This is a genomic window from Bradyrhizobium sp. WD16, assembly GCF_024181725.1.
Classification (GTDB): Bacteria; Pseudomonadota; Alphaproteobacteria; order Rhizobiales; family Xanthobacteraceae; genus Bradyrhizobium_A.
In genome coordinates this window covers 1,615,716-1,638,790 of sequence record NZ_CP028908.1, presented here as the reverse complement: position 1 = coordinate 1,638,790, position 23,075 = coordinate 1,615,716, and the positions used below count along the sequence as shown (strand labels likewise).

The 23,075-nt window shown below is 66.2% G+C and carries 17 protein-coding genes; 6 read left to right on the top strand and 11 right to left on the bottom strand.

What is annotated here, in order from left to right; translation table 11 throughout:
* Position 1 precedes the first annotated feature (1 nt).
* Entirely contained in the window at positions 2 to 1,099 is a 1,098-nt protein-coding gene (locus DB459_RS07560) for an efflux RND transporter periplasmic adaptor subunit (RefSeq protein WP_371926963.1), read from the bottom strand.
* Between the two features lie 611 nt (positions 1,100 to 1,710).
* Here DB459_RS07560 and DB459_RS07555 point away from each other — a divergent pair.
* Together DB459_RS07555 and DB459_RS07550 are read left to right on the top strand one after the other, a co-directional pair.
* The gene (locus tag DB459_RS07555) at positions 1,711 to 3,999 is read left to right on the top strand and encodes a heavy metal translocating P-type ATPase (RefSeq protein ID WP_253712272.1); all 2,289 of its coding nucleotides are present in this window, start codon (positions 1,711 to 1,713) and stop codon (positions 3,997 to 3,999) included.
* Positions 4,000 to 4,162: 163 nt separating this feature from the next.
* Positions 4,163 to 4,477, top strand: coding sequence for a hypothetical protein (locus DB459_RS07550; RefSeq protein ID WP_253712271.1), 315 nt, complete (start codon positions 4,163 to 4,165; stop codon positions 4,475 to 4,477).
* A gap of 950 nt (positions 4,478 to 5,427) precedes the next feature.
* Here the strand turns inward: DB459_RS07550 and gyrB are convergent.
* The 5 genes from gyrB to rpsT all read right to left on the bottom strand — a co-directional run bounded on the left by gyrB (position 5,428) and on the right by rpsT (position 14,368).
* The gene (gene gyrB / locus DB459_RS07545; protein WP_253712270.1) at positions 5,428 to 7,869 is read right to left on the bottom strand and encodes a DNA topoisomerase (ATP-hydrolyzing) subunit B; all 2,442 of its coding nucleotides are present in this window, start codon (positions 7,867 to 7,869) and stop codon (positions 5,428 to 5,430) included.
* Between the two features lie 231 nt (positions 7,870 to 8,100).
* Positions 8,101 to 9,240 carry a DNA replication/repair protein RecF gene (gene recF, locus DB459_RS07540; RefSeq protein WP_253712269.1) on the bottom strand — a complete coding sequence of 380 codons (1,140 nt, stop codon included), beginning with the start codon at positions 9,238 to 9,240 and terminating at the stop codon, positions 8,101 to 8,103.
* Between the two features lie 581 nt (positions 9,241 to 9,821).
* Positions 9,822 to 10,940 carry a DNA polymerase III subunit beta gene (dnaN, locus tag DB459_RS07535; RefSeq protein ID WP_253712268.1) on the bottom strand — a complete coding sequence of 373 codons (1,119 nt, stop codon included), beginning with the start codon at positions 10,938 to 10,940 and terminating at the stop codon, positions 9,822 to 9,824.
* 334 nt (positions 10,941 to 11,274) lie between these two features.
* Positions 11,275 to 12,699, bottom strand: coding sequence for a chromosomal replication initiator protein DnaA (dnaA, locus tag DB459_RS07530; RefSeq protein ID WP_253712267.1), 1,425 nt, complete (start codon positions 12,697 to 12,699; stop codon positions 11,275 to 11,277).
* Between the two features lie 1,402 nt (positions 12,700 to 14,101).
* The gene (gene rpsT, locus DB459_RS07525; protein WP_253712266.1) at positions 14,102 to 14,368 is read right to left on the bottom strand and encodes a 30S ribosomal protein S20; all 267 of its coding nucleotides are present in this window, start codon (positions 14,366 to 14,368) and stop codon (positions 14,102 to 14,104) included.
* A 462-nt stretch (positions 14,369 to 14,830) separates the two neighbouring features.
* On the opposite strand from rpsT, the gene DB459_RS07520 reads away from it, so the two are divergent.
* The 3 genes from DB459_RS07520 (at position 14,831) to DB459_RS07510 (ending at position 16,683) form a co-directional block, all read left to right on the top strand.
* A complete protein-coding gene (locus DB459_RS07520; RefSeq protein WP_253712265.1) occupies positions 14,831 to 15,148 on the top strand; it encodes a hypothetical protein in 318 nt (105 codons plus the stop codon).
* A gap of 83 nt (positions 15,149 to 15,231) precedes the next feature.
* Positions 15,232 to 15,888 carry a peptide-methionine (S)-S-oxide reductase MsrA gene (msrA, locus tag DB459_RS07515; protein ID WP_253712264.1) on the top strand — a complete coding sequence of 219 codons (657 nt, stop codon included), beginning with the start codon at positions 15,232 to 15,234 and terminating at the stop codon, positions 15,886 to 15,888.
* 120 nt (positions 15,889 to 16,008) lie between these two features.
* Positions 16,009 to 16,683 carry a polysaccharide biosynthesis/export family protein gene (locus DB459_RS07510; RefSeq protein WP_371926962.1) on the top strand — a complete coding sequence of 225 codons (675 nt, stop codon included), beginning with the start codon at positions 16,009 to 16,011 and terminating at the stop codon, positions 16,681 to 16,683.
* A gap of 28 nt (positions 16,684 to 16,711) precedes the next feature.
* On the opposite strand, the gene DB459_RS07505 is transcribed toward DB459_RS07510, so the two are convergent.
* Together DB459_RS07505 and DB459_RS07500 are read right to left on the bottom strand one after the other, a co-directional pair.
* Complete coding sequence (locus tag DB459_RS07505) at positions 16,712 to 17,758, bottom strand: aldo/keto reductase (protein WP_253712263.1); 1,047 nt, start codon at positions 17,756 to 17,758, stop codon at positions 16,712 to 16,714.
* Positions 17,759 to 17,793: 35 nt separating this feature from the next.
* Complete coding sequence (locus tag DB459_RS07500) at positions 17,794 to 18,972, bottom strand: MFS transporter (protein ID WP_253712262.1); 1,179 nt, start codon at positions 18,970 to 18,972, stop codon at positions 17,794 to 17,796.
* Between the two features lie 109 nt (positions 18,973 to 19,081).
* On the opposite strand from DB459_RS07500, the gene DB459_RS07495 reads away from it, so the two are divergent.
* Complete coding sequence (locus tag DB459_RS07495; protein ID WP_253713462.1) at positions 19,082 to 19,987, top strand: LysR family transcriptional regulator; 906 nt, start codon at positions 19,082 to 19,084, stop codon at positions 19,985 to 19,987.
* A 22-nt stretch (positions 19,988 to 20,009) separates the two neighbouring features.
* On the opposite strand, the gene DB459_RS07490 is transcribed toward DB459_RS07495, so the two are convergent.
* The 3 genes from DB459_RS07490 to DB459_RS07480 all read right to left on the bottom strand — a co-directional run bounded on the left by DB459_RS07490 (position 20,010) and on the right by DB459_RS07480 (position 22,922).
* Positions 20,010 to 20,684, bottom strand: coding sequence for a dienelactone hydrolase family protein (locus DB459_RS07490; protein ID WP_253712261.1), 675 nt, complete (start codon positions 20,682 to 20,684; stop codon positions 20,010 to 20,012).
* Between the two features lie 104 nt (positions 20,685 to 20,788).
* On the bottom strand, positions 20,789 to 21,115 hold the full coding sequence (locus tag DB459_RS07485; RefSeq protein ID WP_253712260.1) for a hypothetical protein: 327 nt from the start codon (positions 21,113 to 21,115) through the stop codon (positions 20,789 to 20,791).
* 358 nt (positions 21,116 to 21,473) lie between these two features.
* Positions 21,474 to 22,922 carry an MFS transporter gene (locus DB459_RS07480; RefSeq protein ID WP_253712259.1) on the bottom strand — a complete coding sequence of 483 codons (1,449 nt, stop codon included), beginning with the start codon at positions 22,920 to 22,922 and terminating at the stop codon, positions 21,474 to 21,476.
* Between the last annotated feature and the right edge of the window lie 153 nt (positions 22,923 to 23,075).

Genomic DNA, 23,075 nt, shown 5'->3' with positions numbered 1-23,075 from the left:
ACTACTCCGCTCCGAGGTGCAGCAGGATTCCGCGCAGCGCGGAGATGCCACTGACGGCCACCTCGTCCTTGTCGGTGAATGCCCCCGACACCACCACATGCTCCTGGTCCTCGGCGAGCAGCGAGACCGGCACGAGACGGAAGCCGTCCTGGATCGCCACGAACACCGAAGCCTGCTCGCCGCGCCGGACGAGCGCGCTGTAGGGGATTTCCCAGGCCCCTTCATCGGATGAGACGAAGCCGATCCGGGCCGCGGCGGCTTGTCCCGGGCGCAGCTCGCCATTGTTCGGCACTTCGGCCCGTACCAGAACGGTCTGGCTTGCGGCATCGGTGGTCTCGGAAACCAGGATGACGCGCCCGGTCGTTGCATAGCCGTCGACCTCGACTTTCGCGCCTGGCTTGATGGCGCGGACGCTCGACGCCGGGATTGCGATTTCGATCCAGAGCGGCGTGAGGCCCGCGAGTTTGACGAGGGGGGCCGATTGCTCGACCCGCTGGCCCGGAGCGACGACGATCTCGACGACCGTCGCCGATTGGGGCGCAGATACCGAAAGCGTCGCGCTGATGGCGGCCTCGCTCGTCAGCTTGCCGATCGCCGTGTCCGAGAGGCCGCTCAGCCGCAGCATCTGTTTGCGCTCGGCCACCGCAATGCTGGCCTGGCGCGCTTCCGTCTGGCTGGACTCGAGGACGCGCTGCGGAACGGCTTTTCCTTCGAAGAGGTCCGTGTTGCGCTTGAGCTGCTGTGCGGCAAGGGCGTCCTGCGCGACGGCGTGCAGATACTCGCGCTGCAGCGATACGAAGTTCGGGCTCTCCATGGTGACGAGCGGCTGACCGGTCCGGACGCGGTCGCCCCGCGCGACGGACAGACTGTTGACCATTCCGGCGACCGGAGCGCTGACAACCCATTGCTGGGGCGTGGGGATGACGATCTGGGCCGGATAGGGCAGCGTCTGGTCGTTCCGGCTCGTGACCGGATGGACGGCTCGAACGCCCAGGCTCTGGGCCTGGCTGGGGGTAAGCTTGACCACCTCGTCGGCGGCCATGCCGGGCGTGCCGAGCAACGCGAGCGCCAGGATCGCTCCGTACAGGCGGCGGGGCATGAGACGCAGGCCGGCTTCACGGCGATGCATCTTCGAAACTCTGATCTCCAGGCTGCGACCCAATTGCATGTCCTTCGTTTAACCGGATCCGCTTTGCGGGAGTTGATTTCCCTCAATCGGATCAACCAGATCCGGCGGCCAAAAGCCGTAGCCGCGGGACGGAGGCTTGGCCTCCGTCCGGAGCTGTCATCCTCCGGATACGCCGATAATGCGCCTTTCTGCCTGACAGTTTGCTGTCATCGCGGGCGAAGGGTGGCTGCCCCGGCAGGAACCCGGTGCTCCGTACGCCCGCGCCGAGTTCGAATGGGCGAGCCGCCCCCGCTCCCGCCATTGATTTTGCGCAAGCTGCAATGCTGAAACGAGCGTCAGATCCACCGCACTAGTGTCCCGTTTCCAACGTTCGTATTCCTTTGCAGCAGGCGCTCGTACGAACGTTGGAAACAAAGGGACATCTAGCATCAATATGATTCTAGTGCGGTTTTGGATCTGACGCGTGTTTGAAGAACTCGCTGCAATGCTGAAACGAGCGTCAGATCCACCGCACTAGAGCGTCTTCCCGCGAACCGGTATCCACTTCGCGGGAAAACGCTCCAGAGCAACGGACGTCACCGATGCGGTTTGAACGCGCCCTGCGATGGATCCTCGTTTCGATCGCGGTCGCGGGTCTGGCGGCGGGACTTGCCGCGCGCACCGCCGGTCAGCCAGCCCTTGCCGACCTCGCATGGGCGGCCGGGACTGCGCCGGTGATAGCGGGACTTGCGATCTCGATGACGCGCGACATTCTTGCCGGCCGTCTCGGCGTCGACGCGATCGCGCTGCTGTCGATGGGCGCGGCCATCGCGCTCGGCGAGCCGCTCGCGGGCGTGGTGGTCGCGCTGATGTATTCGGGCGGGAATGTGCTCGAGGATATCGCGATCGCGCGGGCCGAACACGATTTGCGCTCACTGGTCGACCGGGCGCCACGCGAGGCGCATCGCCGGGTCGGAGAGCGGATCGAGCAGGTGCCGATCGAGGCCGTGGTGGTTGGTGACCAACTCGTGGTGCGGGCCGGAGAGGTCGTCCCGGTCGATGGCGTCGTCGACTCGCAAGCGGCGACGATCGACGAGTCGGCGCTCACCGGCGAGCCGATCCCGGTCACCAAGGCGCGCGGCGCGGCAGTCCTTTCCGGCTCGCTCAATGCCGGCGAAACATTCCAGCTGGCGGTGACCTCGCCCGCGGGCGAGAGCACCTATGCGGGTATCGTCCGCATGGTGACGGCGGCGCAGACTGCAAAGGCGCCTTTCATCCGGCTGGCCGATCGTTATGCGCTGATCTTCCTGCCGGTGACCCTCGCGGTGGCGCTGGTCGCCTGGTTGATTTCCGGCGAACTGATCCGGAGCCTTGCCGTGCTGGTGGCGGCGACGCCCTGTCCGCTCATTCTGGCAGCACCGGTCGCCTTCATCGCGGGTGTGGCGCAAGCGGCTCGGCGAGGCATCCTGGTAAAAGGCGGCGGACCTTTGGAAGTGGTGGCGCGGGCGCATACCGTGCTGTTCGACAAGACCGGAACCCTGACGGTTGGCGGCGCAAGGCTGCTGTCGGTGCAGGTTGCGCCGGGCGAGAGCGCACAGGAGGTGCTGGCGCTGGGCGCATCGCTGGAGCAGGCGTCTCACCATGTGCTGGCGAAGGCCATTGTCGCGGCGGCGGTCGAGCGCGGCTTGAAGCTGAGAGCGCCGGAGCAGGTCAGGGAGGCCATGGGCGCCGGCCTGCATGGGACGATCGATGGCCAGCAGGTAGCTGCGGGCTCGCGCGAGATGATCCTCGGCAGCCGGCCGCTTTCGCCCTGGGAGCTGCGAGCCATCCGGCGGGCGTCGTGGCGCTCGGCGCTGGTGGTTTTTGTCGCCGTCGAAGGCCGGCCGATCGGCGCGCTGTTGCTGGCCGACGAGCTCCGGTCCGATACGCCGCGGGCGATCCGGCTGATGCGCGACGCCGGCATCGCGCGAATGGTCATGATTACGGGCGACCGCGCCGCCGCGGCGCAAATGATCGGTGCCGCGCTCGACCTCGATGTGGTGCTTGCCGACCGGGCGCCTGCCGACAAGGTCGAGGCCGTGCGCACCGAGCAGCGGCTGCATCCGACCATCATGGTCGGGGACGGCATCAACGACGCGCCCGCGCTTGCCGCAGCCGATGTCGGGGTGGCTCTGGGCGCTCGTGGCGCCAGCGCGTCGTCGGAAGCGGCCGATGTCGTGATCCTCGCCGACAGGCTCGACCGTGTCGGCGAAGCGATCATCATCGCCCAGCGTGCCCGGCGCATTGCAGTCGAAAGCATCATGGTCGGCATGGGGCTTTCATTCGCGGCAATGGGCGCGGCTACCGTCGGATGGCTGGGACCGGTGCCGGCGGCAATCGTCCAGGAGGTGATCGATGTCGCGGTGATCCTCAATGCGCTGCGCGCCTTGAGTCCGGCTCATGACTGGGGCCGCAGGCGTATTACCTCGGAGCACGGTCTTGAGCTGCATCACGATCACGAGGCGCTGCGCCAAGATCTCGATCGGCTCCGCGGCATCGCCGATGCCCTCGACGAGACGCCGCCTGAGGTCGGCGCAGCCTTGATCGAAGAAGCCAATCGCCTGGTGCAGGACCGGATCGTGGCTCATGAGCGCGACGACGAGGGCCATGTCTATCCGCAGCTCGCGGCTGTGCTCCGCGAACGTCACGGCCTCTCTGCCATGAGCCGCGCGCATCGCGAAATCCTGCACTTTGCGCGACTGCTCGCTCGCGTGGCGGAGGACCTGCCATCAGAACAGATCGATCGCTATCTCGTCCGCGACGCACAGCGGGTCATCGAGGCCATCGAAACCCTGGTGCGGATGCATACCGCCCAGGAGGAGGACATCTACGAAGCCGTGGGGACGGCGTAACCGTCGGGCGGGAATCGTCGCGAGCCCTGTAATCCCACCCTGAATGCCGGGATCGCCGGTATCGCTGCTCGCCGATCGGCTTGATCTAGCGCAAGGCGGCTCCCGTCTTGCGGCAGACTAATAACGAAAATCAAGGTTTCAATGAACGTACGGAGAGACGGCGATGGTGAAGCAATCGATGGTTGTGGCCACGGCATTCCTGCTGGTGGTTTTGGGGACCACCGCGGGATTTTCGCAGAACCCGACCTGCGAAGCCCGCTGCCAACGGGTCTACGCTGCTTGCGCCAGCAGATGCGGGCCGGGGATCACCGGTGCAGCCTGTGAAACCGCCTGCGACAATGCCGCCCAAGAATGCAGCAAAAAATGCAAAGATACCGGCAAGGAATTCCGCGACTGCATCAAAAATGCTGGAAGCGATCAGAAGGCCCGCCAAGGCTGCATTGACAAGTACCACACCGATTGGGGCACCGGCCGGTAGTGCTTATCCCCGCGCAGGGCCGAGACCAGTGGTCTGACTTCAAGTCAAGGAGGGCAGGTTTGCATTGCACGGCGCAAACTTGCGATCGTCGAACTGGTTTGCCTGGAGCGTGGTTGGGTGACCATGAAGTATGAACGGATCCAGATCCTGGCCGTCTTTGTGGCCATCACGCCGGCGATCGCTGCCCTGCCACCGCACTCGGCACGTGGCGCTGAGTGCAAGGAGGACCCGATAGAGGTCAACCAATGCGCCGTGCAAAAGCCGAACGAGGTTGCCGTACAGGACCGGACTATCCGGATGTGGCAGACGGCCGCCGGTCTCAAATACGGTCGCGGGTGGAGTTCGTGGTCCAACGCCAAGGGCCGCATTCGCTGCCAACCGGAGGGCGCACGGACATGCTGCCAAGCGGCGGCAGTTCCATGCCGGCAATGATTTCGCGAGCGCGACATCGCAGAGACGCGAGAGGATGGCAGCCACAAGGGTGGCCTTAAGGAGTGCTCCATGATCCGATTAACATGGCGAACCGCCCTGCTTTTGTTCGCGCTTCTGGGCGCCGGAGGAGTTTCCAGCGCCATCGCCCAAGCGCCACCGAAGCCGCCGGAATATGGACCTTTCCCCGCGCCGGGAGGCGGCCAATGTTGCGAGCAGTGGCGCGCGGTCGAAACCTGCATCCGATATTCCAAGGAGTGTCTAGAATGGGACTCCAAGAACAACATTTGCGCCAGACCCAGCAAAGAATGCCTGCAATCCGAGAAGCAGATGCGATGCGAGCGGTGGGTGGCCTGTCCACCCGGGAGTAAAGGTCGACGTTGAGACGTGGCACACGCAGAATATCAGTGTGATCTCTGATTTGGCTTCGCATTGCCGCCTCGCATCGGTGATAGCGGGCCATCACCGGTGCGGCACGCCGTCATCTGGTGAGCGCCGAGGAGATAAGCCGCCCCGACCGCTCACACATCGACGCTGGCGGCGAGCGCGTTGTCCTGGATGAACTCGCGGCGCGGCTCGACCACGTCGCCCATCAGCTTGGTGAAGATGTCGTCGGCCTCGTCGGCCTCCTTGACCTTGACCTGGAGCAGCGAGCGGACATCGCTGTTGAGCGTCGTCTCCCACAGCTGCTCGGGGTTCATCTCGCCGAGGCCTTTGTAACGCTGCAGCGCCACGCCCTTGCGGGCGGCATCGGTCACCGCCTCGAACAGGCCGACCGGGCCATGGACGAAGGTCTCGCTGTCCTTGCGCCGCAGGATGCCGGGCCGGGGATAGGCTTCCTGCAGGCGCGGCGCGAATTCGTCGAGCTTGCGGGCCTCGGCCGAGCCGAGCAGCGCCGCATCCAGCATGGCATGTTCCCGCACGCCGCGGACAGTGCGCTCGAAGGCGAAGCCTTCGCCTTCGATGAATTGGCCGACCCAGCCGCGCTCGACCTCGTCGGCCAGGGCATCGAGACGCTTGGCGATGTAGTCGGCGGCGGCGTTGGCGGTTTCGACGTCGCTGGTGACGCGTGGATTGAGCACGCCGGCGATGGCGGCCTGTTCGACCACGCTGCGATTGTAGCGGCTGTGCAAGCCTTGCAGCGTCGAGCGCACCACACGGGCATCCTCGACCAGCGCCAGAAGGTCCTTGCCGGCCCGCTCCTCGCCGGTGGCGAGGCGGTAGACGCAGTCCTCGAGCCCGGTCTCGATCAGGTAGTCCTCGAGCGCCCGCTCGTCCTTGAGATATTGCTCGGACTTGCCGCGGCTCACCCTATAGAGCGGCGGCTGGGCGATGTAGAGATGACCGGCCTCGATCAGATCAGGCATCTGGCGGAAGAAGAAGGTCAGCAGCAGGGTGCGGATATGGGCGCCGTCGACGTCGGCGTCCGTCATGATGATGATCTTGTGGTAGCGCAGCTTGGAAAGATCGAAATCCTCGCGGCCGATGCCGGTGCCGAGCGCGGTGATCAGGGTGCCGACCTGTTCGGAGGACAGCATCTTGTCGAAGCGGGCGCGCTCGACATTGAGGATCTTGCCGCGCAGCGGCAGCACCGCCTGGAATTCGCGGTTGCGGCCCTGCTTGGCCGAGCCGCCTGCCGAGTCGCCCTCGACGATGAAGAGTTCGGATTTGGCCGGATCGCGCTCCTGGCAGTCGGCGAGCTTGCCGGGCAGCGAGGTGACGCCGAGCGGGCTCTTGCGGGTGAGTTCGCGGGCCTTGCGCGCGGCCTCGCGTGCCGCCGCCGCCTGGATCACCTTGCCGACCACGCCGCGGGCTTCGGCCGGGTGTTCCTCGAGCCAGGCCGCCAGCATCTCGTTGACGACGCCCTCGACCACCGGCCGAACCTCGGAGGACACCAGCTTGTCCTTGGTCTGGGACGAGAATTTCGGGTCCGGCACCTTCACCGAGAGCACCGCGGTCAGGCCCTCGCGGCAGTCGTCGCCGGTGAGGGAGAATTTTTCCTTCTTGGAGATGCCGCTGGTGTCGGCATAGCCGGTGATCTGGCGCGTCAACGCGCCGCGGAAACCGGCGAGATGGGTGCCGCCGTCACGCTGCGGAATGTTGTTGGTGAAGCACAGCACGTTCTCGTGGTAGCTGTCGTTCCACCACAGCGCGGCCTCTACCCCGATGCCGTTCTGCTCGGAGCGGATCACGATCGGGGCGGGCATCACGCTGGTCTTGTTGCGGTCGAGATAGCGCACGAAGGCCTCGATGCCGCCCTCGTAGAGCATCTCCTCGTGCTGCTCGACGGCGTGGCGCTTGTCGGACAAGAGAATCCGCACGCCCGAATTGAGGAAGGCGAGTTCGCGCAGCCGGTGCTCCAGCGTGGCGTAGTCGAACTCCACCATCGTGAAGGTTTCGGAGCTCGGATAGAACGTCACCTCGGTGCCGCGCTTGCCATGGGCGTCGCCGATCACCTTGAGCGGCGCCACCGCCTCGCCATGGGCGAATTCGAGGTAGTGCTCCTTGCCGCCGCGCCAGATCCGCAGGATCAGCTTGGTGGAGAGCGCGTTGACCACCGAGACGCCGACGCCGTGCAGGCCGCCGGAGACCTTGTAGGAATTCTGGTCGAATTTGCCGCCGGCATGGAGCTGGGTCATGATGACCTCGGCCGCGGAGATGCCCTCGCCCTTGTGGATGTCGGTGGGAATGCCGCGGCCGTCGTCATAGACGGTTACCGAGCCGTCGGCGTTCAGCGTCACCAGCACCTGAGTGGCATAACCGCCCAGCGCCTCGTCGATGGCGTTGTCCACCACCTCGTAGACCATGTGGTGCAGACCCGAGCCGTCGTCGGTGTCGCCGATATACATCCCCGGACGCTTGCGGACGGCGTCGAGACCTTTCAGGACCTTGATGGATTCGGCGCCGTATTCCGGGATCACGGCGGCAGGATCGGCAATGGGTTGCCGGGCAGGTTCGGTCATCTGGGTGCCTGAGCGAGGATCGGCGAATCAGCGCGCGAATGCGCGGCCAAGTCGTGAATTTGTGCCATGAAACAGAGGGTGCGTACAGGGCGAATCGGTCGCCCTCAAGTTATTGAATAAATGGTCATTTTTGCGCTTCTTTCAAGGCCTGAATCTGCCATTGAAGACGCCCCCGAAAATGCCCTCCGCGAGCCGGTTCCGTACCCCCTGCGAGCAGGTTTGACCGCCGCATCAAGACTTGCGCGGCTCAATGCGCCCGCCGGCGACCTCGAAGATCCCCGCGCCTGCACCGACATCGGCGAAGCTTGCCGGATCGGCGCCGGTCATCCAGACTTGGGCGCCGAGCGCGGTGAGTTCATCGAACAACGCGACCCGGCGGCCCGGATCGAGATGGGCGACCACCTCGTCGAGCAGCAGCAGCGGCGTGATGCCGGTCATCTCGGCGACGAGACTTGCATGGGCCAGCACGAGACCGATCAGGAGCGCCTTCTGCTCGCCGGTCGAGGCGTCCCTGGCCGGCATGTGCTTGGGCGCATAGACCACATCGAGATCGGTGAGATGCGGTCCCTCCAGGGTGCGGCCGGCGGCGGCGTCGCGGGCGCGGCCGTCCCGCAGCTGCTGGCGATAGCGATCCTCGACCGCGGTCGCCGGCTCGTCGCGCAAGGCGTTCTCGATCCAGCCGTCGAGCGCGATCTCGGCCGAGGGAAAAGCCGATTGCGTGGCGCGGACGCGCAGCTTCGCCGCGAGGCGCGCCAGGGTCTCGCCGCGCAGGGCGGCGACGGCGACGGCGAGTTCGGCGGTCTCGCGCTCGATGGCATCGAGCCAATGGGTGTCGAAATTGCGTTCCTCGAGCAGGCGGTTGCGCGAGCGCAGCGAGCGCTCCAGCGCGGCGACGCGGCCGCTGTGGCCGCTGTCGACGGCGAGCACGAGACGGTCGAAGAAGCGCCGTCGTTCGGAGGCCGGGCCGGTGAAGAGCCCGTCCATGGCCGGGGTCAGCCACACCATGCGCAGGTGATCGCCGAAAGCGGCCGCCGAGGAGACCGGCTCGCGGTCGATCCGGCAGCGCCGGGCGCTGCCGGAGCCGTCCGGCGTGGGATCGATGCCGGTGCCGAGCGTTGCGAGGCCGAGCGCGCCTTCGACCTCGGCCGACACCGCCCATGAGCCATCGCCCTCGTTGTCGGCGACGTCCTCGAGGGTGGCGCGGCGCAGGCCGCGACCGGGTGTAAGGAAGGAGATCGCCTCCAGGCAATTGGTCTTGCCGGCGCCGTTGGCCCCGACCAGCACCACGAGATCGGCCGACGTCGAAAGGCTCGCGGCGCGGTAGCTGCGGAAATGGGTCAGGCTGAGGCGGCGGATGCGGCAGGCGGTCATCGGTGGATCGGCTCGCGATTGTCCTGTCGGCGCGGCGCCAAGTGCGGCTGTCCCGGCCTCATGGTTCGAGACAGGCAACTGCAGCCGCTTCGAACCGTGGCGCCCGCCTCGCGTTCTGCGTCGCCCCCCCGCTTCAAGCGCGGGACCAAGTACTCCGTGAGGATACAATTAGGCAGGGTGGCGCCAATCCTATCGATCACACCACGGTGCGCCACACTAGTGTCCTGTCTCCGAATTACCGCTTCATTTGCCTCACCCTCACACGGTAATTCGGAGACATCAGGACACTAGCAAAATCAAAAAGCTAGTGCGGCTTATGTCTCGCAATTGCCTACAGGGGCTTGCCGCGAAGGGCATAGGCAATTGCGAGACGCCACACTAGTGTCCCGGTTCTAACGTTCGTACCCCTTTGAAGCGAGCGCTCATACGAACGTTAGAACCAAAGGGACACTAGTAGAGTTATGATTCTAGTGCGGTTTTGGATCTGACGCTCGTACGACGAATTCGCTGCAATGCTGATACGAGCGTCAGATCCACCGCACTAGGAACGACACGGTGTACTGGGTCGCCCGGCGGGCCCCTCACACCCGCATCGGCATCAGCACATAGAGCGCGCCCTTGGAGTCGCGATCCTGCATCAGCGTCGGCGAGCCGGGATCGGCGAGCTTGAGCACCGCGACCTCGCCCTCGATCTGGGCGGCGATGTCGAGCAGGTAGCGCGAGTTGAAGCCGATATCGAGCGGCTCGGCGGCGTATTCGACCTCGATCTCTTCGGTCGCGCTGCCGGAATCCGGATTGGTCACGGAGAGCACCAGCTTGCCGGGCGACAGCGCCAGCTTCACTGCGCGGCCACGCTCGCTGGAGATCGTCGAGACGCGGTCGACCGCCGCCTCGAAGTCCTTCTTGTCGACCACCAGCTCCTTGTCGTTGTGCTGGGGAATGACGCGGCCGTAATCGGGGAAGGTGCCGTCGATCAGCTTCGAGGTCAGCACCACGTGATCGAGCGTCAGGCGGATCTTGGCGCCGGACAATTCGATGGCGACTTCGGCTTCGTTGTCCTCGATCAGGCGCTGGACCTCGCCCACCGTCTTGCGCGGCACGATGACGCCAGGCATGCCTTCGGCACCGGCGGGCAGCGGCAGGTCTATCTGGGCAAGGCGATGGCCGTCGGTGGCGACACCGCGCAAGGTGGCGGTCGGGCCGCTGCCGGCACAGTGCAGATAGATGCCGTTGAGATAGTACCGTGTCTCCTCGGTGGAGATCGCGAACTGGGTACGGTCGATCAGGCGCTTGATCGAGCTTGCCGGCACGCGGAAGGCGTGGGTCATGTCGCCGGCGGCGAGATCGGGGAAATCGCTCTCCGGCAGGGTCTGCAGGGTGAAGCGCGAGCGGCCGGCCCGGATCGCCAGCACGGCCCGTTCGCCGTCGGCTTCGAGCACGACCTGCGAGCCGTCAGGCAGCTTGCGGACGATGTCGTAGAACATGTGCGCCGGCACGGTGGTCGAGCCCGAACCGGCGACGTCGGCGGCCTGGGTTTCGGTGACTTCGAGGTCGAGGTCGGTGGCCTTGAGGCTGAGCTTGCCGGCCTCGGCGCGCAAAAGGACGTTGCCGAGGATCGGGATGGTGTTGCGGCGTTCGACCACGCGATAGACGTGGCCGAGAGATTTCAGGAGCTGCGCCCGCTCGACGGTAACCTTCATCGCAATTTCCGTCCGATCCTGTTCCGGCTGGGTGGTCGTGTCCCGGTTGCGGTGGCGGTCCCCAATGGAGGCGCCGCAGCCGCTCGGCCCCGGCGGTCGTCAAGTCGGACCGCAGGGGGACGGCAAGGTGCCGTGGACAGCGGACAAGTGCAAGGGGCCCACCCCCCGCCGGGTGGGGGTTTCCCGCGAAATTCATGATTGAGAACAGCGCTTTTGCCGTTCCGCCGCCGCTTCGGGCAGGGGGGCGGAACGGGGACGGCGGCGATCCGGTGGGGATCGCCGCTCGATTGCTCGATCCTTCTCTCCGTTCAGTCTCCTTGCTCAGGCTCCTTGCTCAGTCCTGGAGCTGGCGCTTGAGCAGTTCGACCTCGTCGGCGAGGGTGGTGTCCTTGGCAACGAGGCCCTCGATCTTGCGGACCGCATGCAGCACGGTGGTGTGGTCGCGGCCGCCGAAGCGTCGGCCGATCTCCGGCAGCGAGCGCAGCGTCATCGTCTTGGCGAGATACATCGCCACCTGGCGCGGCCGCACCACATTGGCGGTCCGGCGCGACGACAGCAGGTCGGAGCGGCTGACGTTGTACTGCCGGGCGACGACACGCTGGATGTCCTCGATCTTGACCCGCTTGGGCTCCTGCGGCCGGATCAGGTCGCGCACCTCGCGCTCGGCCATCTCCAGCGTCACCGGCGTGGCATTGAGCTTGCTGTGGGCGAGCAGGCGGTTGACGGCGCCTTCGAGGTCGCGGCCGTTATGGGTGATGGAGCGGGCGAGATATTCGAGCACCGGCAGCGGCACGTCGAAGCCGGCGTGATGGGTGCGGGCTGCGGCGACGCGCGACTTGAGGATGTCGAGACGCAGCTCCTCGCCGAGCGATCCCATCTCTACCACGAGGCCGCCGGCGAGGCGCGAGCGGACGCGGTCGTCGAGGGTTTCGAGCTCGGACGGCGGTCGGTCGGCGGCGATGACCACCTGGCGGCCGGCGTCGATCAGGGCGTTGAGGGTGTGGCAGAACTCGGCCTGGGTGGTCTTGCCCTGGAGGAATTGCAGGTCGTCGATCACCAGCACGTCGATGCCGCGCAGCGCTTCCTTGAAGGCCAGCGCCGTCTGGGATTTCAGCGCGGCGACGAAGCCGTACATGAATTTCTCGACGGTGAGATAGAGCACCTTGCGCTCGCCGGAGGCGTTGCCGGCCCAGGTCACCGCCTGCAGCAGGTGGGTTTTGCCGAGGCCCACGCCGGCATGGATATAGAGCGGGTTGAACATCACCGGATCGCCGCGCCGTCCTTCGGCGACCTGGCGCGCGGCGGCATGGGCGAGGGTGTTGGAGCGACCGAGAACGAAGGTCTCGAAGGTCAGGCGCGGGTCGAGCGGCGATCCGCCCAGCGCGTCGTGTCCGGCGGAGGCGGGCGCGTAGCTGCCGCTGCGCAGATCGGACGTCGAGCCGGAGCGCTCGACGCGCCGCTCTTCGACCTGGGGCTTGGTCTCCTTGACCGGCGGGGCGCAGCGCATGGCTGAGCGCACCGTCAGATCGATGCGGTGCACTTCCGGCAGTTCGGCCTGCCAGCACGACAGCACGCGATCGGCGTAATGGGCCTGAATCCAGCTCTTCAGGAAGCGGGTCGGAACGGACAGGTGAACGCTCTCGCCCTGAATGCCTTCGAGATCCATGCGGGCGAACCAGCTCGTGTAGACGTCTTCTCCGACGATCGAGCGCAGGCGGCCCTGAACCTTGGTCCAACGATCGTGTTCCATGCTTGTCATGTCTCGGTCTTTTCTTGAATGTGTTGTTGTTGACGGCTCGCGCCGACGACAGCCCCGCGTTGCCGCGGCAAGCCAACCCCGCCCCACGCCTCACGATCCGTTCACGCATGGCGACGTCTTCGGCATCACGGATGCCGTCGCCTCACATGCGCTGTGGAAAGAAGGCTGGTGGTGAGGTCAGCTGCTACTAGGGCCGGAATCGGCGGCGGATGCCGGAAGATAATGATTGGAGCAGGGAGCTCGGAAGGCGACGAGCGTCGTCGATGCACGGGCGACAAGCGCCAGTGTCGAACGATGAAAAACCGTGGCCGTTGCAAAAGTCATAGGTATCCCCCACTCGCCGCGCGTCAGCGCGGCAAGGTATGTCCTCTATCTCAGTTTCGAAGTCGCTTTGCTCGATGTCGGACTGCCGGCCTTCGCTCTTGATCACATGATCGCCGCGTCGGGTCCGGACTGTTACGCCGTCTACTGAAAGCCCCTTACAAACCTGTCCCCATTTCCGTCGCCGCCGGGCGCGATCTGCCGTGCACTCATTTCTTCACCAGCCTTGTGGTCGGCCTTGTCGGTGGCGAACCGGGCAAGCCGGTCGCTTGAGAAATTTTGGTACAGCAGAACCGTTCTCATATCGCTATGAGTCGTCCGATCATCGCTTGGGAAACTTCGCCTACGCGCACACCATCTCTGATTTGCGCGCCCCCGAGGGTCTCAGATCGCACTGACCTGACGAGCCGCGAGCGCCGCGAACACGATTAGAGATACACTATGGGACCGCAGCCGCAACGAAATGATTCTTCGCAGCGAAGGCGCAAAAATTGCCAGCCTGCTCGAATCGTTCCGCGACGTCGCGCGCCTTGTGGACAAGGTTTTGAATCTTCGCGCGGAATCGAATGACTTGCGAGATATGACAGCGTTCGTTACAGCCCAAAAAAAGTTTTACAATTCCTTCATCCAGCGATGTCGCATCTTTGGATTTTCAAGCTACCTCTCCGCGCTTTGTTGATAAGTGATTAGTGGGCCGCATCTTTTCCTGATCATTTTTCCCGGGTAGCCGTCGCTCGGTAATTTGCTTCCGCATCGATCCGCACTTGCAAATTTTTTAAAACCGCGATCCGCGTTTCTCCACGTGCGCAGCGTTGTAAGTGCAATGCAGTAAGCCGTGTCACGGCAATGACTCTGCGCTTCGAACGCGATCGACATGAAGGAAAGTGACGAACGGTGTGCGGGTCGGTGCGCTGATACAGCGCAAGCATGCGTGCGATCGAGAACGATGTGAGACTCGGGAATGAAACGTAATCGGAATGAAAAGAAAAGGCCCGGCGTGAGCCGGGCCTTTTGCAGAAGATTGGTTGCGTCGCCGTGTGACTTGGCGAGCGTTGCCTTCGCCAGCGTCGCTCGGCGCGCCTTACTTGGCGAGCTTGGCGATCTGGTGCGCAAGACGCGAGACCTTGCGGCTTGCATTGTTGCGATGAACGATGTTGCGCTGCGCGGCGCGCATCAGTTCGGGCTCGGCCTTGCTGAAGGCGGCGAGGGCGGCTTCACGGTCGCCCTTCTCGATCGCGGTCTCGACCAGACGCACCGAGTTGCGCATCTGGGTGCGCCGCGACTTGTTGACGGCGGTGCGGCGGGCAATCTTGCGTGTCGCCTTCTTGGCGGAAGAGGTATTGGCCATACTCACGATCCTGCAGCCGCGACTCCAATTGGGGCCGGGGCGGGTTGCCGATGTCGCAGAGCCTGCGACCTCTGAATGAAAGACTGATGTCCCCGGGCAGGCGGCGAATCCGGCAATCGAATTCGGGTATTCACGCGCCCAAAGAACAGCGGCGGCAGGATGGACCTGCCGCCAGTTGGCGGTCTTATAGAGGGGCCGGTTTGCCCCGTCAACGCCGAGCGGCCTCGGGTTCTGGCCGGCCGGCGGCCGGGTTCCGGCCGGAATGGGCGCTCCGGGTGGCGGGCCAGCGGCCGGCGCGGGATACCGGCCCGCTGGCGGTCAAACGGCTGGTCAAACATTTGCGGGCTGCCGCGCCAGACCATTGCGCGGCTGCAATGGATGCGCCAGTAGGAAGAGGTGGGATTCGGGGCGGATGGGCGGCTCGGTTCGAGGGCGACCGCTCCGGCCAAGGACGGGTGACATATGATCCGCGGTTTCTTCCGCCTGATCGGCCTCCTGCTGCTGGCCGGCGGCTTCATCTTCCTGGTTTATGACGGCGCCCGCTCCATCGCCGACCAGACCTTGAGGCTGACCCGGCTCGGCGAGTTCTGGAACGACATCAATCAGGCCAGCCAGCAGAGCTTCCGCAGCCTCGTCGAGGATGCCTCGCCCTGGCTTTGGAATAATGTCGCCAAACTGGTGCTCGACCAGCCGACCTGGGTCGTGCTCGGCGTCGTCGGCATCCTTCTGATGCTGCTGTTCCGGCCGCGCCGCGCGCTGATCGGCTACAGCCGCGGCTGACCGCGGCCTCCGCCCGGAAGCCTGCTGCCGTCTCCGCGGGCGATACCTATATAGTGCATGGTCCCGACCGCAGGAGATTGATCATGCTGTTTACGCGCAAGCCCCTGGAACTGCCGACGGCGGCGACCGCGCTGCCGGGCCGAGCAAGCCCGATCTCGACCTCAACCCATCACTTCGTCAACGGCCGGCGATTGCAGCCGCCCTATCCTGCCGACACCGAGCAGGCGGTGTTCGGATTGGGCTGCTTCTGGGGCGCGGAGCGCAAGTTCTGGGAGCTCGGCGACGGTATTGAAGTGACTGCCGTCGGCTACGCCGGCGGCCTGACGCCGAACCCGACTTATGAAGAGACCTGCAGTGGCCTGACCGGCCACACCGAAGTGGTGCTGGTGGTGTTCGATCCGGCACGCATCTCTTACGAGACGCTGCTCAAGACCTTCTGGGAGAGTCACGACCCGACCCAGGGCATGCGCCAGGGCAACGACATCGGCACCCAGTATCGCTCGGCGATCTACACCTTCAATGACGCCCAAGCCGCCGCGGCACAGGCGTCGAAAGCAGCCTATGGCCGGGCGCTCGCTGCCCGCGGCCTCGATCCGATCACCACCGAGATCGCGCCGGCCGGGCCGTTCTATTTCGCCGAGGATTACCACCAGCAATATCTCGCCAGGAACCCCGGCGGCTATTGCGGTCTCGGCGGCACCGGCGTCGCCTGTCCCGTCGGCACCGGCGTCGGCGCCTGATACGTTTTGTTAACCATAACTGGTGCACACCAGACGCCTCTCTTGTGGGGGATGGGTCCGGTGCGGTTCTGGCACGCCTGCGTAGGGTGGCTTCAGGCATTGTCGACGATATTCACGCTGCTGTCCGGCGAGCGTGGCCGATGCGCGCGGCGGCGGGCCTGGTTCGCTCTGCCCGTCGCGCTCGCCCTGTCGGGCTGCATCACCGTGCCGCCGCCGGTGGCGACCGTCGCGGCGCCTTCCAACCCGCGCGCCGCTGATCTCGATCATCTCGCCTATGCCGGACCGCCGTCAGCGGCGCGCGCCGCCATGGCCCAGGTCGCCTATGCCAGAGCTGACTCGCCCTATCGCCTCGATGCCGGCGACCGGCTGCGCATCGTCGTCTACGGCCAGGAAGGCCTGACCAATTCCTATTCCGTCGATGCCGGCGGCGCGGTGACGATGCCGCTGATCGGCACGGTCAAGGCCCGCGGTCTCACCCCCGCCGAACTCGCCCATGCCATCGCCGCCAAGCTGCGCGCCGGCTATATCCGCGAGCCCTATGTCGCCGCCGAGGTCGAGGCCTACCGGCCCTTCTTCATCCTCGGCGAGGTCACCGCGCCGGGCCAATACCCCTACGTGCCCAACATGACGGTGGAGAGCGCGGTGGCGATCGCCGGCGGCTTCTCGCCCCGCGCCCAGAAGGGCAGCGTCGACATCACCCGCACCGAGGCGAGCGGACCGGTGCGCGCCACGGTACCGCTCGGCACCCTGCTCAAGCCCGGCGATACCGTCGTCGTCAGCGAGCGCTGGTTCTAAACCCGCTCCATTGGACGCGCGCGACGCCTCAGGCGGGCGGGGCGATCATCGGCGGATTGATCCGGGCGAAGCCTTCCTGGCGCCGATAGGGGAAGGTCGGGTAGGGCGGCATCACGTCGCTGGCGCGATCGAGCCTGCCGACCTGCTCCGGCGTCAGCTGCCAGCCGACCGCGCCGAGATTGTCGCGGAGCTGGGCTTCGGTGCGGGCGCCGATGATCACCGAGGCGACCGTGGGGCGCTGCAGCAGCCAGTTGAGCGCGACCTGGGGCACCGTTCGGCCGGTCTCGGCGGCGATGGTCTCGAGGGCATCGATCACGCCGAAGAGATAGTCGTCGGCGGTCGGCGGGCCGAAGCTCGCGGTGGCATGGAGGCGGCTATTCTCCGGCAGCGGCCGGCCGCGGCGGATCTTGCCGGTCAGCCGGCCCCAGCCGAGCGGGCTCCACACCAGCGCGCCGACGCCCTGGTCCTTCGCGAGCGGCATCAGCTCCCATTCGTAATCGCGGCCGACCAGCGAGTAATAGACCTGGTGCGCCACATAGCGCGGCCAGCCGTGGCGGTCGGCCACGGCGAGCGATTTCATCAGCTGCCAGGCGGGGAAGTTGGACACCCCGACATAGCGCAGCTTGCCGGTACGAACGAGCTGGTCGAGGGTTGCGAGCACTTCCTCGACCGGCGTTCCGGCATCGAAGGCATGGAGCTGGAGGAGGTCGATCCAGTCGGTGCCGAGACGGCGCAGCGCATCGTCCACCGCCTTGATCAGCCGAAAGCGCGACGAGCCGGCATCATTGGGCCCCTCGCCCATGGGCAGCGTCATCTTGGTCGAGATCAGGACGTCGTTGCGCCGGCCGTGGATGGCGGCGCCAAGCACCTCCTCGGAGGCGCCGTTGGAATAGACATCGGCGGTGTCGAACAGATTGACGCCGGCCTCGAGGCAGATGTCCACCAGGCGCCGGGCTTCGCGTGCGTTGGATGTGCCCCAATTTCCGAAGAGGGGCCCCGTGCCGCCGAAAGTCGCGGCCCCGAAGCTGAGAACGGGGACCTTCAGTCCCGAGGTGCCAAGACGACGATAGTCCATCGGATATCTCCTCGTTGCGTGGTCGATGCGAAATGTCAGACGGCAGCGGACGGGCAGGCCATGCTCTCGCTCCGCCCGGCGCGAATGCCGGCGAGCGCGGTGACAACGGCGAGCAGCGGCAGCAGCGTTGCGGCGAGCGGCACCCATGGCAGGCCCGGCCCGTGGTCGATGACGAGGCCGCCGGCGAAGGCGCCGATGGCGTTGCCGAGATTGAAGGCGGCGATGTTGAAGCTCGAGACCAGGCTCTGGCTGCCGCCCTTTGCCTTCGACAGCACCCACATCTGCAGCGGCGCGACGGTGGCAAACGCGGCGGCGCCGAGCAGGCCGACGAAAATCGCCGCCGCGATCCTGTCGTGCAGTGCCAGCGTCATCAGCGCCAGCACGAGGCCGAGGGCGCCGAGGCTGCCGAGCACGCTGGCGTTCAGATTGCGGTCGGCGAGCCGGCCGCCGAGCAGGTTGCCGAGGACGAGGCCGCCGCCGAACAGCAGCAGGATCGGTGACACCGCGGCTTCCGGAAAGCCGCTGATCCGCGTCAGCATCGGCGCGATGTAGGTGAAGACGGCGAAGACGCCGGCATAGCCGAGAATCGTAGTGGCAAACCCAAGCAGGACCGGACGCCGCGCCAGCGCTTCGAGATCCGTGCGCCAGTTCGCAGCGTCAGTACCGCCATCGTCTTTCGGCAGCACGGCGGCGATGACGGCGAGGGCGACAATCCCAACGAGGCTCACCGCCCAGAAGGTCGCCCGCCAGCCGAACTGCTGGCCGAGCCAGGTGCCGAACGGCACGCCGAGGACGTTCGCGATCGTCAGGCCGGCGAACATGACGGCGATGGCGGAGGCGCGCATCTGCCTGGCGACGAGGCTGGTCGCAACCACCGAACCGATGCCGAAGAAGGAGCCGTGGGCCAGCGAGGTCAGCACCCGGGCCGCCATCAGGAATCCATAACTCGGCGCCAGCGCGCAGGCCGCATTGCCGATGGTGAAGATCGCCATCAAGAGGATCAGCACGCGCTTGCGCGGCTGCCGGCTGAGCACGGCGGTGAGCAGCGGCGCGCCGACCACGACGCCGAGGGCGTAGCCGGAGATCAGCAGGCCGGCCGAGGCGATCGAGACCTGCAGGTCGCGGCCGACATCGAGCAGCAGCCCCATGATGACGAATTCGGTGACGCCGATGCCGAAGGCCCCCGCGGCCAGGGCATAAAGAGCCAAAGGCATTGATGGATCTCCCCTTCTTGCAAATGCTGCAATGCGCCAGGGGAGATAGGCCGAAGCGTCTGGATGATATAGAAGGCGTGTTGGAACATCATTTATGAAATGGCGTCACATGTCGCGCCGCGACATCAACCGCTCCGGAGAAATGGACGTGTTCGTCCGCGTCGTCGAGACGGGCGGATTTTCGCCCGCGGCCCGCGCCTTGCGCATGAGCCCATCGGCGGTCAGCAAGCTGGTGGCGCGGCTGGAGAACCGCCTCGGCGCCCGTCTCGTCAATCGGTCGACCCGCAAATTCCTTCTCACCGAGGAGGGCTGCGCCTTCTATGAACGGGCGGTCCGCATCCTCGCCGATCTCGACGACGCCGAGCGCCGCGTTGCCTCGGGCGAGCACGCCGTCGGCCGCATCCGCCTCAACACCAGCGCATCCTATGCCAACCACATCCTCGCGCCGGCCCTGCCGGAGTTCATCGCCCTTCATCCGGAGGTGACGCTCGACATCGTCCAGACCGACACCGTGGTCGATCTGCTGGCGGAGCGCACCGACGTGGCGGTTCGCGCCGGTCCGCTGAAGAGTTCGAGTCTGCTTGCCCGCAAGCTCGGCGATACGTCGATGATGATCGTCGCCGCGCCGGCCTATCTCGAGCGGTTCGGCGAGCCGCAAGCCGTCGCCGATCTCGACCGGCACGATCGTCTCGGCTTCGGCTACGACCGCAGCCTGGCGGGCTGGCCGCTGAAGGAGAATGGCGAGATCGTGATCGTGCCGCCGCGCGGCCGGGTACAGGCGAGCGACGGCGAAGGGCTGCGCCATCTTGCCCTGGGCGGCGCCGGCCTCGCCCGGCTCGCCAGCTTCACCGTCCGCCGCGACATTGCGGCGGGATCGCTGGTGCCCGTTCTCGAGCATCTCAACCCCGGCGACCGCGAGGCCTTTCACGCGGTCTATGTCGGCAACGGCGGGCCGCTGCCCTCACGCATCCGGGTGCTGCTCGATTTTCTGGCGCGGCGGGGACGGGTCGGCTGATCCAAGATCGTGTGCCGGCCGCTCAGCGCTCAAGATGCCTGGCGAAGAAGTCGAGGCTGCGTCGGCGCGCCAGTTCGGCGCTTGGCTGGTGATAGCTCGCCCGTTCGTCGCAGCCGAAGCCGTGCTGCGCGTTCTCGTAGACGAAGACCTCCACGTCCGGCCGCTTGGCGCGGATGGTCTCGACGTCGGCGAGGGGAATGCCGGTGTCCTTCTCGCCGAAATGCAATTGGGTCGGGACCTTCGGCGGCGCGTCGGCGAAACGCACGATGGCCCCGCCGTAATAGCCGATCGCAGCCTTGAGGCCGTCGAGACGGGTGGCGGCGAGATAGGCGACGCTGCCGCCGAGACAGAAGCCGATGACGCCCACCGGACCGACATCGGCGACCGCCTTCACCGCCGCCTCGGTGTCGCGCAGGAAGGCCTCGAAATCCGGCTTGGCGATGAACTTGCGCGCCACCGCCACCTCCTCCGGGGAATAGCCGGACTGGAAATTGCGCTCGCTGCGGTCGAACAGCGCCGGCGCCACCGCCGTATAGCCCTGGACGGCGAAGCGGTCGCAGATGTTGCGGATGTGATGGTTGACGCCGAAGATCTCCTGGATGACGACGACGGCGGCCCGGGGCGCGCCGGTCGGATCGGCGCGATAGGCGCCGAGCTGAAAGCCATCGGAAGCGGTGAGCTGAATGTCCTGTCCCATGAAGAATGTCCTCGAGCGTTCGATGGAAAGTCGTGTCGCCTGCAGGTGAGCTGGCCGTGCAGCGGCACGATACGTCGGAGCGCCGCAGCTGGAGGCGCTTTGCGCTACCGCCACATCCAGTTGCGGCCCCAGTCGCCCTTCCAGCCGGTGAGCCGGCCCTTGCGGAACTGGAGATAGAGCCGGTCGCCGCGCGGAAAAAAGCCGCTGCCGCCGTTGCCGCGGACCGCAACCAGAATTTCATCGCCCGGACGGCCGCGGACATACGTCAGCGGCGCGCCGAGCGCCGCCGCGGCGTCGGCGGCCGTCATGCCGAAGGCGAGCGGCGTGTTGTTCGACAGCGATGTCGTGAAGGGCGCGAGTTCGCCCGCGGATGCCGGGGCGGTATGCGCCAGGGCGAGGGCGACAAGCGTCGCAAGGGAAACCAGCTTCATGGCGGCAATTGTTCTTCGGATCGCGCCGCCGCGCAAGCGGTGAAGGTCCACAAAAATGTGACACAAGAAAACGCGAGCGCTCGCGCAAGGGAGGAGAGAAGGTGCCGGCACTGCGGATCGGGGCGGGTTCGGCCTGGTGGGGCGCTCGGCGGCGGAGTGTCGCGCAGCCTCAGCCTCGACAATTACGGCAAGGCGCTGTCGGCCGTGATCCTCGGCTTTGCCGTCGAGGTGCCGGAGCGCTGCGCCAACCTGCTGCGCGGGGCCTGAAGCGCTTTCAAGCGAGGCGGGCCTCCTTGGCGTGAAGAAGACGCATCGAACAAAAGTCGGGGATTGCGTTCCGATCGAACGTCGATCGGGATCAGGATTTGCGGCTGACCGCCTCGCCGGCATTGGCCGGCAGACGGAAGCTGTCGATCAGCCCGATCAGGACCAGTCCCGCGGTGAGCAGGAACGCCAGACGGAAATCGGCCAGGGTGAGCGATCCGGCGGGATGGCCGAGCAGCAGCGAGGCGATCTTCAGGCACACCGCGCCGACCGCGACGCTCAAGCCCAGGCTGAGCTGGAACATCAGGCTGAAGAAGGTATTGGCGCCGCTCATGCGCTGCTGCGGCACATCGGCGAAGGCGATGGTGGCGATGGCGGTGAACTGGGTGGAGCGACTGGCACCGCTGATCAGGAGCAGGAGCAGCAGCAGCACCCGCGGCGTCTGCGGGGTGAGAAAGGCGCAGCCGACCAGCGTCGCCGCGAACAACAGGCCGTTGCCGAGCAGCAGCCGCCGGAAGCCGAGGCGGCGCAGCATCGGCGTCGTCAGCGGCTTGATGCCGAGATTGCCGACGAATACCGCGAGCACCAGCAGACCGGCCTCGAAGGCATCGAGGCCGAATCCGACCTGGAACATCAGCGGCAGCAGGAACGGGGCGGTGCTGATGACGGTGCGCAGCAGGGTGCCGCCGCCGACGCTCACCGCATAGGTCTGGATCTTCAGCGACGACAGGTCGAGCAGCGGCGAGGGGTGGCGCTGGGCGTGGATGTAGGTCGCCACGGCGAAGCCGAGGCCGGCGATCACCAGCAGCGAGGCGAGAACCACGGGCACGTCGACATTGCCGAACAGGTTGAGGCCGTAGGTGAAGGCGAGGCAGGCCGCGGCGCTCAGCACGAATCCGGCGCGGTCGAGCGGCCGGTCGCGGCTGTCCTCGCCCTCGGGAATGAGGCGCCAGGCGAACGCCATGCCGGCGAGGCCGAGCGGCACATTGAGGAAGAAGATCCAGCGCCAGTCCACGTAGGTGGTGAGAAAGCCGCCCGCCGCAGGGCCGATGATCGGCGCGATCAGGCCCGGCCAGGTGATGACGGCGATGGCCCGGATCAGATGCTGCTTGGGCGTCGTGCGCAGCACCGCGAGACGGCCGACCGGCACCATCATCGAACCGCCGAAACCCTGCAGCACCCGCGCCAGGGTGAAGCTCCAGGTGCCCGTTGCAAGTCCGCACAGCACCGAAGCGAGGGTGAAGATCGCAAGCGCCAGCACGAAGACGCGGCGCGAACCGAAACGGTCGGCGAACCAGCCCGACAGCGGGATGAATACCGCCAGCGTCAGCATATAGGCGGTCATGCCGAGCGTCAGATCGACCGGGTTGACGCCGAAACTTTTCGCCATCTCCGGCAGCGCCGTCACGATCACGGTGCCGTCCAGCATCTCCATGAAGAAGGCGCTGGCGACCAGAAGCGCAATTTCGGTGGCGCGCCGCGACATCGGTTCCCGCGCCCCGCCGCGGTCGGCCCCGGGCTGTTGCCGCGTCTTCTCCAGCATTGCGCGATGTTTCCGTTTCGCCGATCGAGCTTCCAGCAATACGCCAAGGCGCGGCCGAAGGCACCCCGCAGGGCGCGCATGACGATGGACCGATCCATGCGGCCGGCTGACCGGCGGTGATAAGCCATCGAGATCCGTCGCCCTCGCTCTCGC

Excerpts from the sequence above, each read along its gene's own strand:
- DB459_RS07560 (WP_371926963.1), bottom strand. The coding sequence starts at position 1,099 with ATGCCCCGCCGCCTGTACGGAGCGATCCTGGCGCTCGCGTTGCTCGGC.
- DB459_RS07555 (WP_253712272.1), top strand. The coding sequence starts at position 1,711 with ATGCGGTTTGAACGCGCCCTGCGATGGATCCTCGTTTCGATCGCGGTC.
- DB459_RS07550 (WP_253712271.1), top strand. The coding sequence starts at position 4,163 with ATGGTGAAGCAATCGATGGTTGTGGCCACGGCATTCCTGCTGGTGGTT.
- gyrB (WP_253712270.1), bottom strand. The coding sequence starts at position 7,869 with ATGACCGAACCTGCCCGGCAACCCATTGCCGATCCTGCCGCCGTGATC.
- recF (WP_253712269.1), bottom strand. The coding sequence starts at position 9,240 with ATGACCGCCTGCCGCATCCGCCGCCTCAGCCTGACCCATTTCCGCAGC.
- dnaN (WP_253712268.1), bottom strand. The coding sequence starts at position 10,940 with ATGAAGGTTACCGTCGAGCGGGCGCAGCTCCTGAAATCTCTCGGCCAC.
- dnaA (WP_253712267.1), bottom strand. The coding sequence starts at position 12,699 with ATGACAAGCATGGAACACGATCGTTGGACCAAGGTTCAGGGCCGCCTG.
- rpsT (WP_253712266.1), bottom strand. The coding sequence starts at position 14,368 with ATGGCCAATACCTCTTCCGCCAAGAAGGCGACACGCAAGATTGCCCGC.
- DB459_RS07520 (WP_253712265.1), top strand. The coding sequence starts at position 14,831 with ATGATCCGCGGTTTCTTCCGCCTGATCGGCCTCCTGCTGCTGGCCGGC.
- msrA (WP_253712264.1), top strand. The coding sequence starts at position 15,232 with ATGCTGTTTACGCGCAAGCCCCTGGAACTGCCGACGGCGGCGACCGCG.
- DB459_RS07505 (WP_253712263.1), bottom strand. The coding sequence starts at position 17,758 with ATGGACTATCGTCGTCTTGGCACCTCGGGACTGAAGGTCCCCGTTCTC.
- DB459_RS07500 (WP_253712262.1), bottom strand. The coding sequence starts at position 18,972 with ATGCCTTTGGCTCTTTATGCCCTGGCCGCGGGGGCCTTCGGCATCGGC.
- DB459_RS07495 (WP_253713462.1), top strand. The coding sequence starts at position 19,082 with ATGTCGCGCCGCGACATCAACCGCTCCGGAGAAATGGACGTGTTCGTC.
- DB459_RS07490 (WP_253712261.1), bottom strand. The coding sequence starts at position 20,684 with ATGGGACAGGACATTCAGCTCACCGCTTCCGATGGCTTTCAGCTCGGC.
- DB459_RS07485 (WP_253712260.1), bottom strand. The coding sequence starts at position 21,115 with ATGAAGCTGGTTTCCCTTGCGACGCTTGTCGCCCTCGCCCTGGCGCAT.
- DB459_RS07480 (WP_253712259.1), bottom strand. The coding sequence starts at position 22,922 with ATGCTGGAGAAGACGCGGCAACAGCCCGGGGCCGACCGCGGCGGGGCG.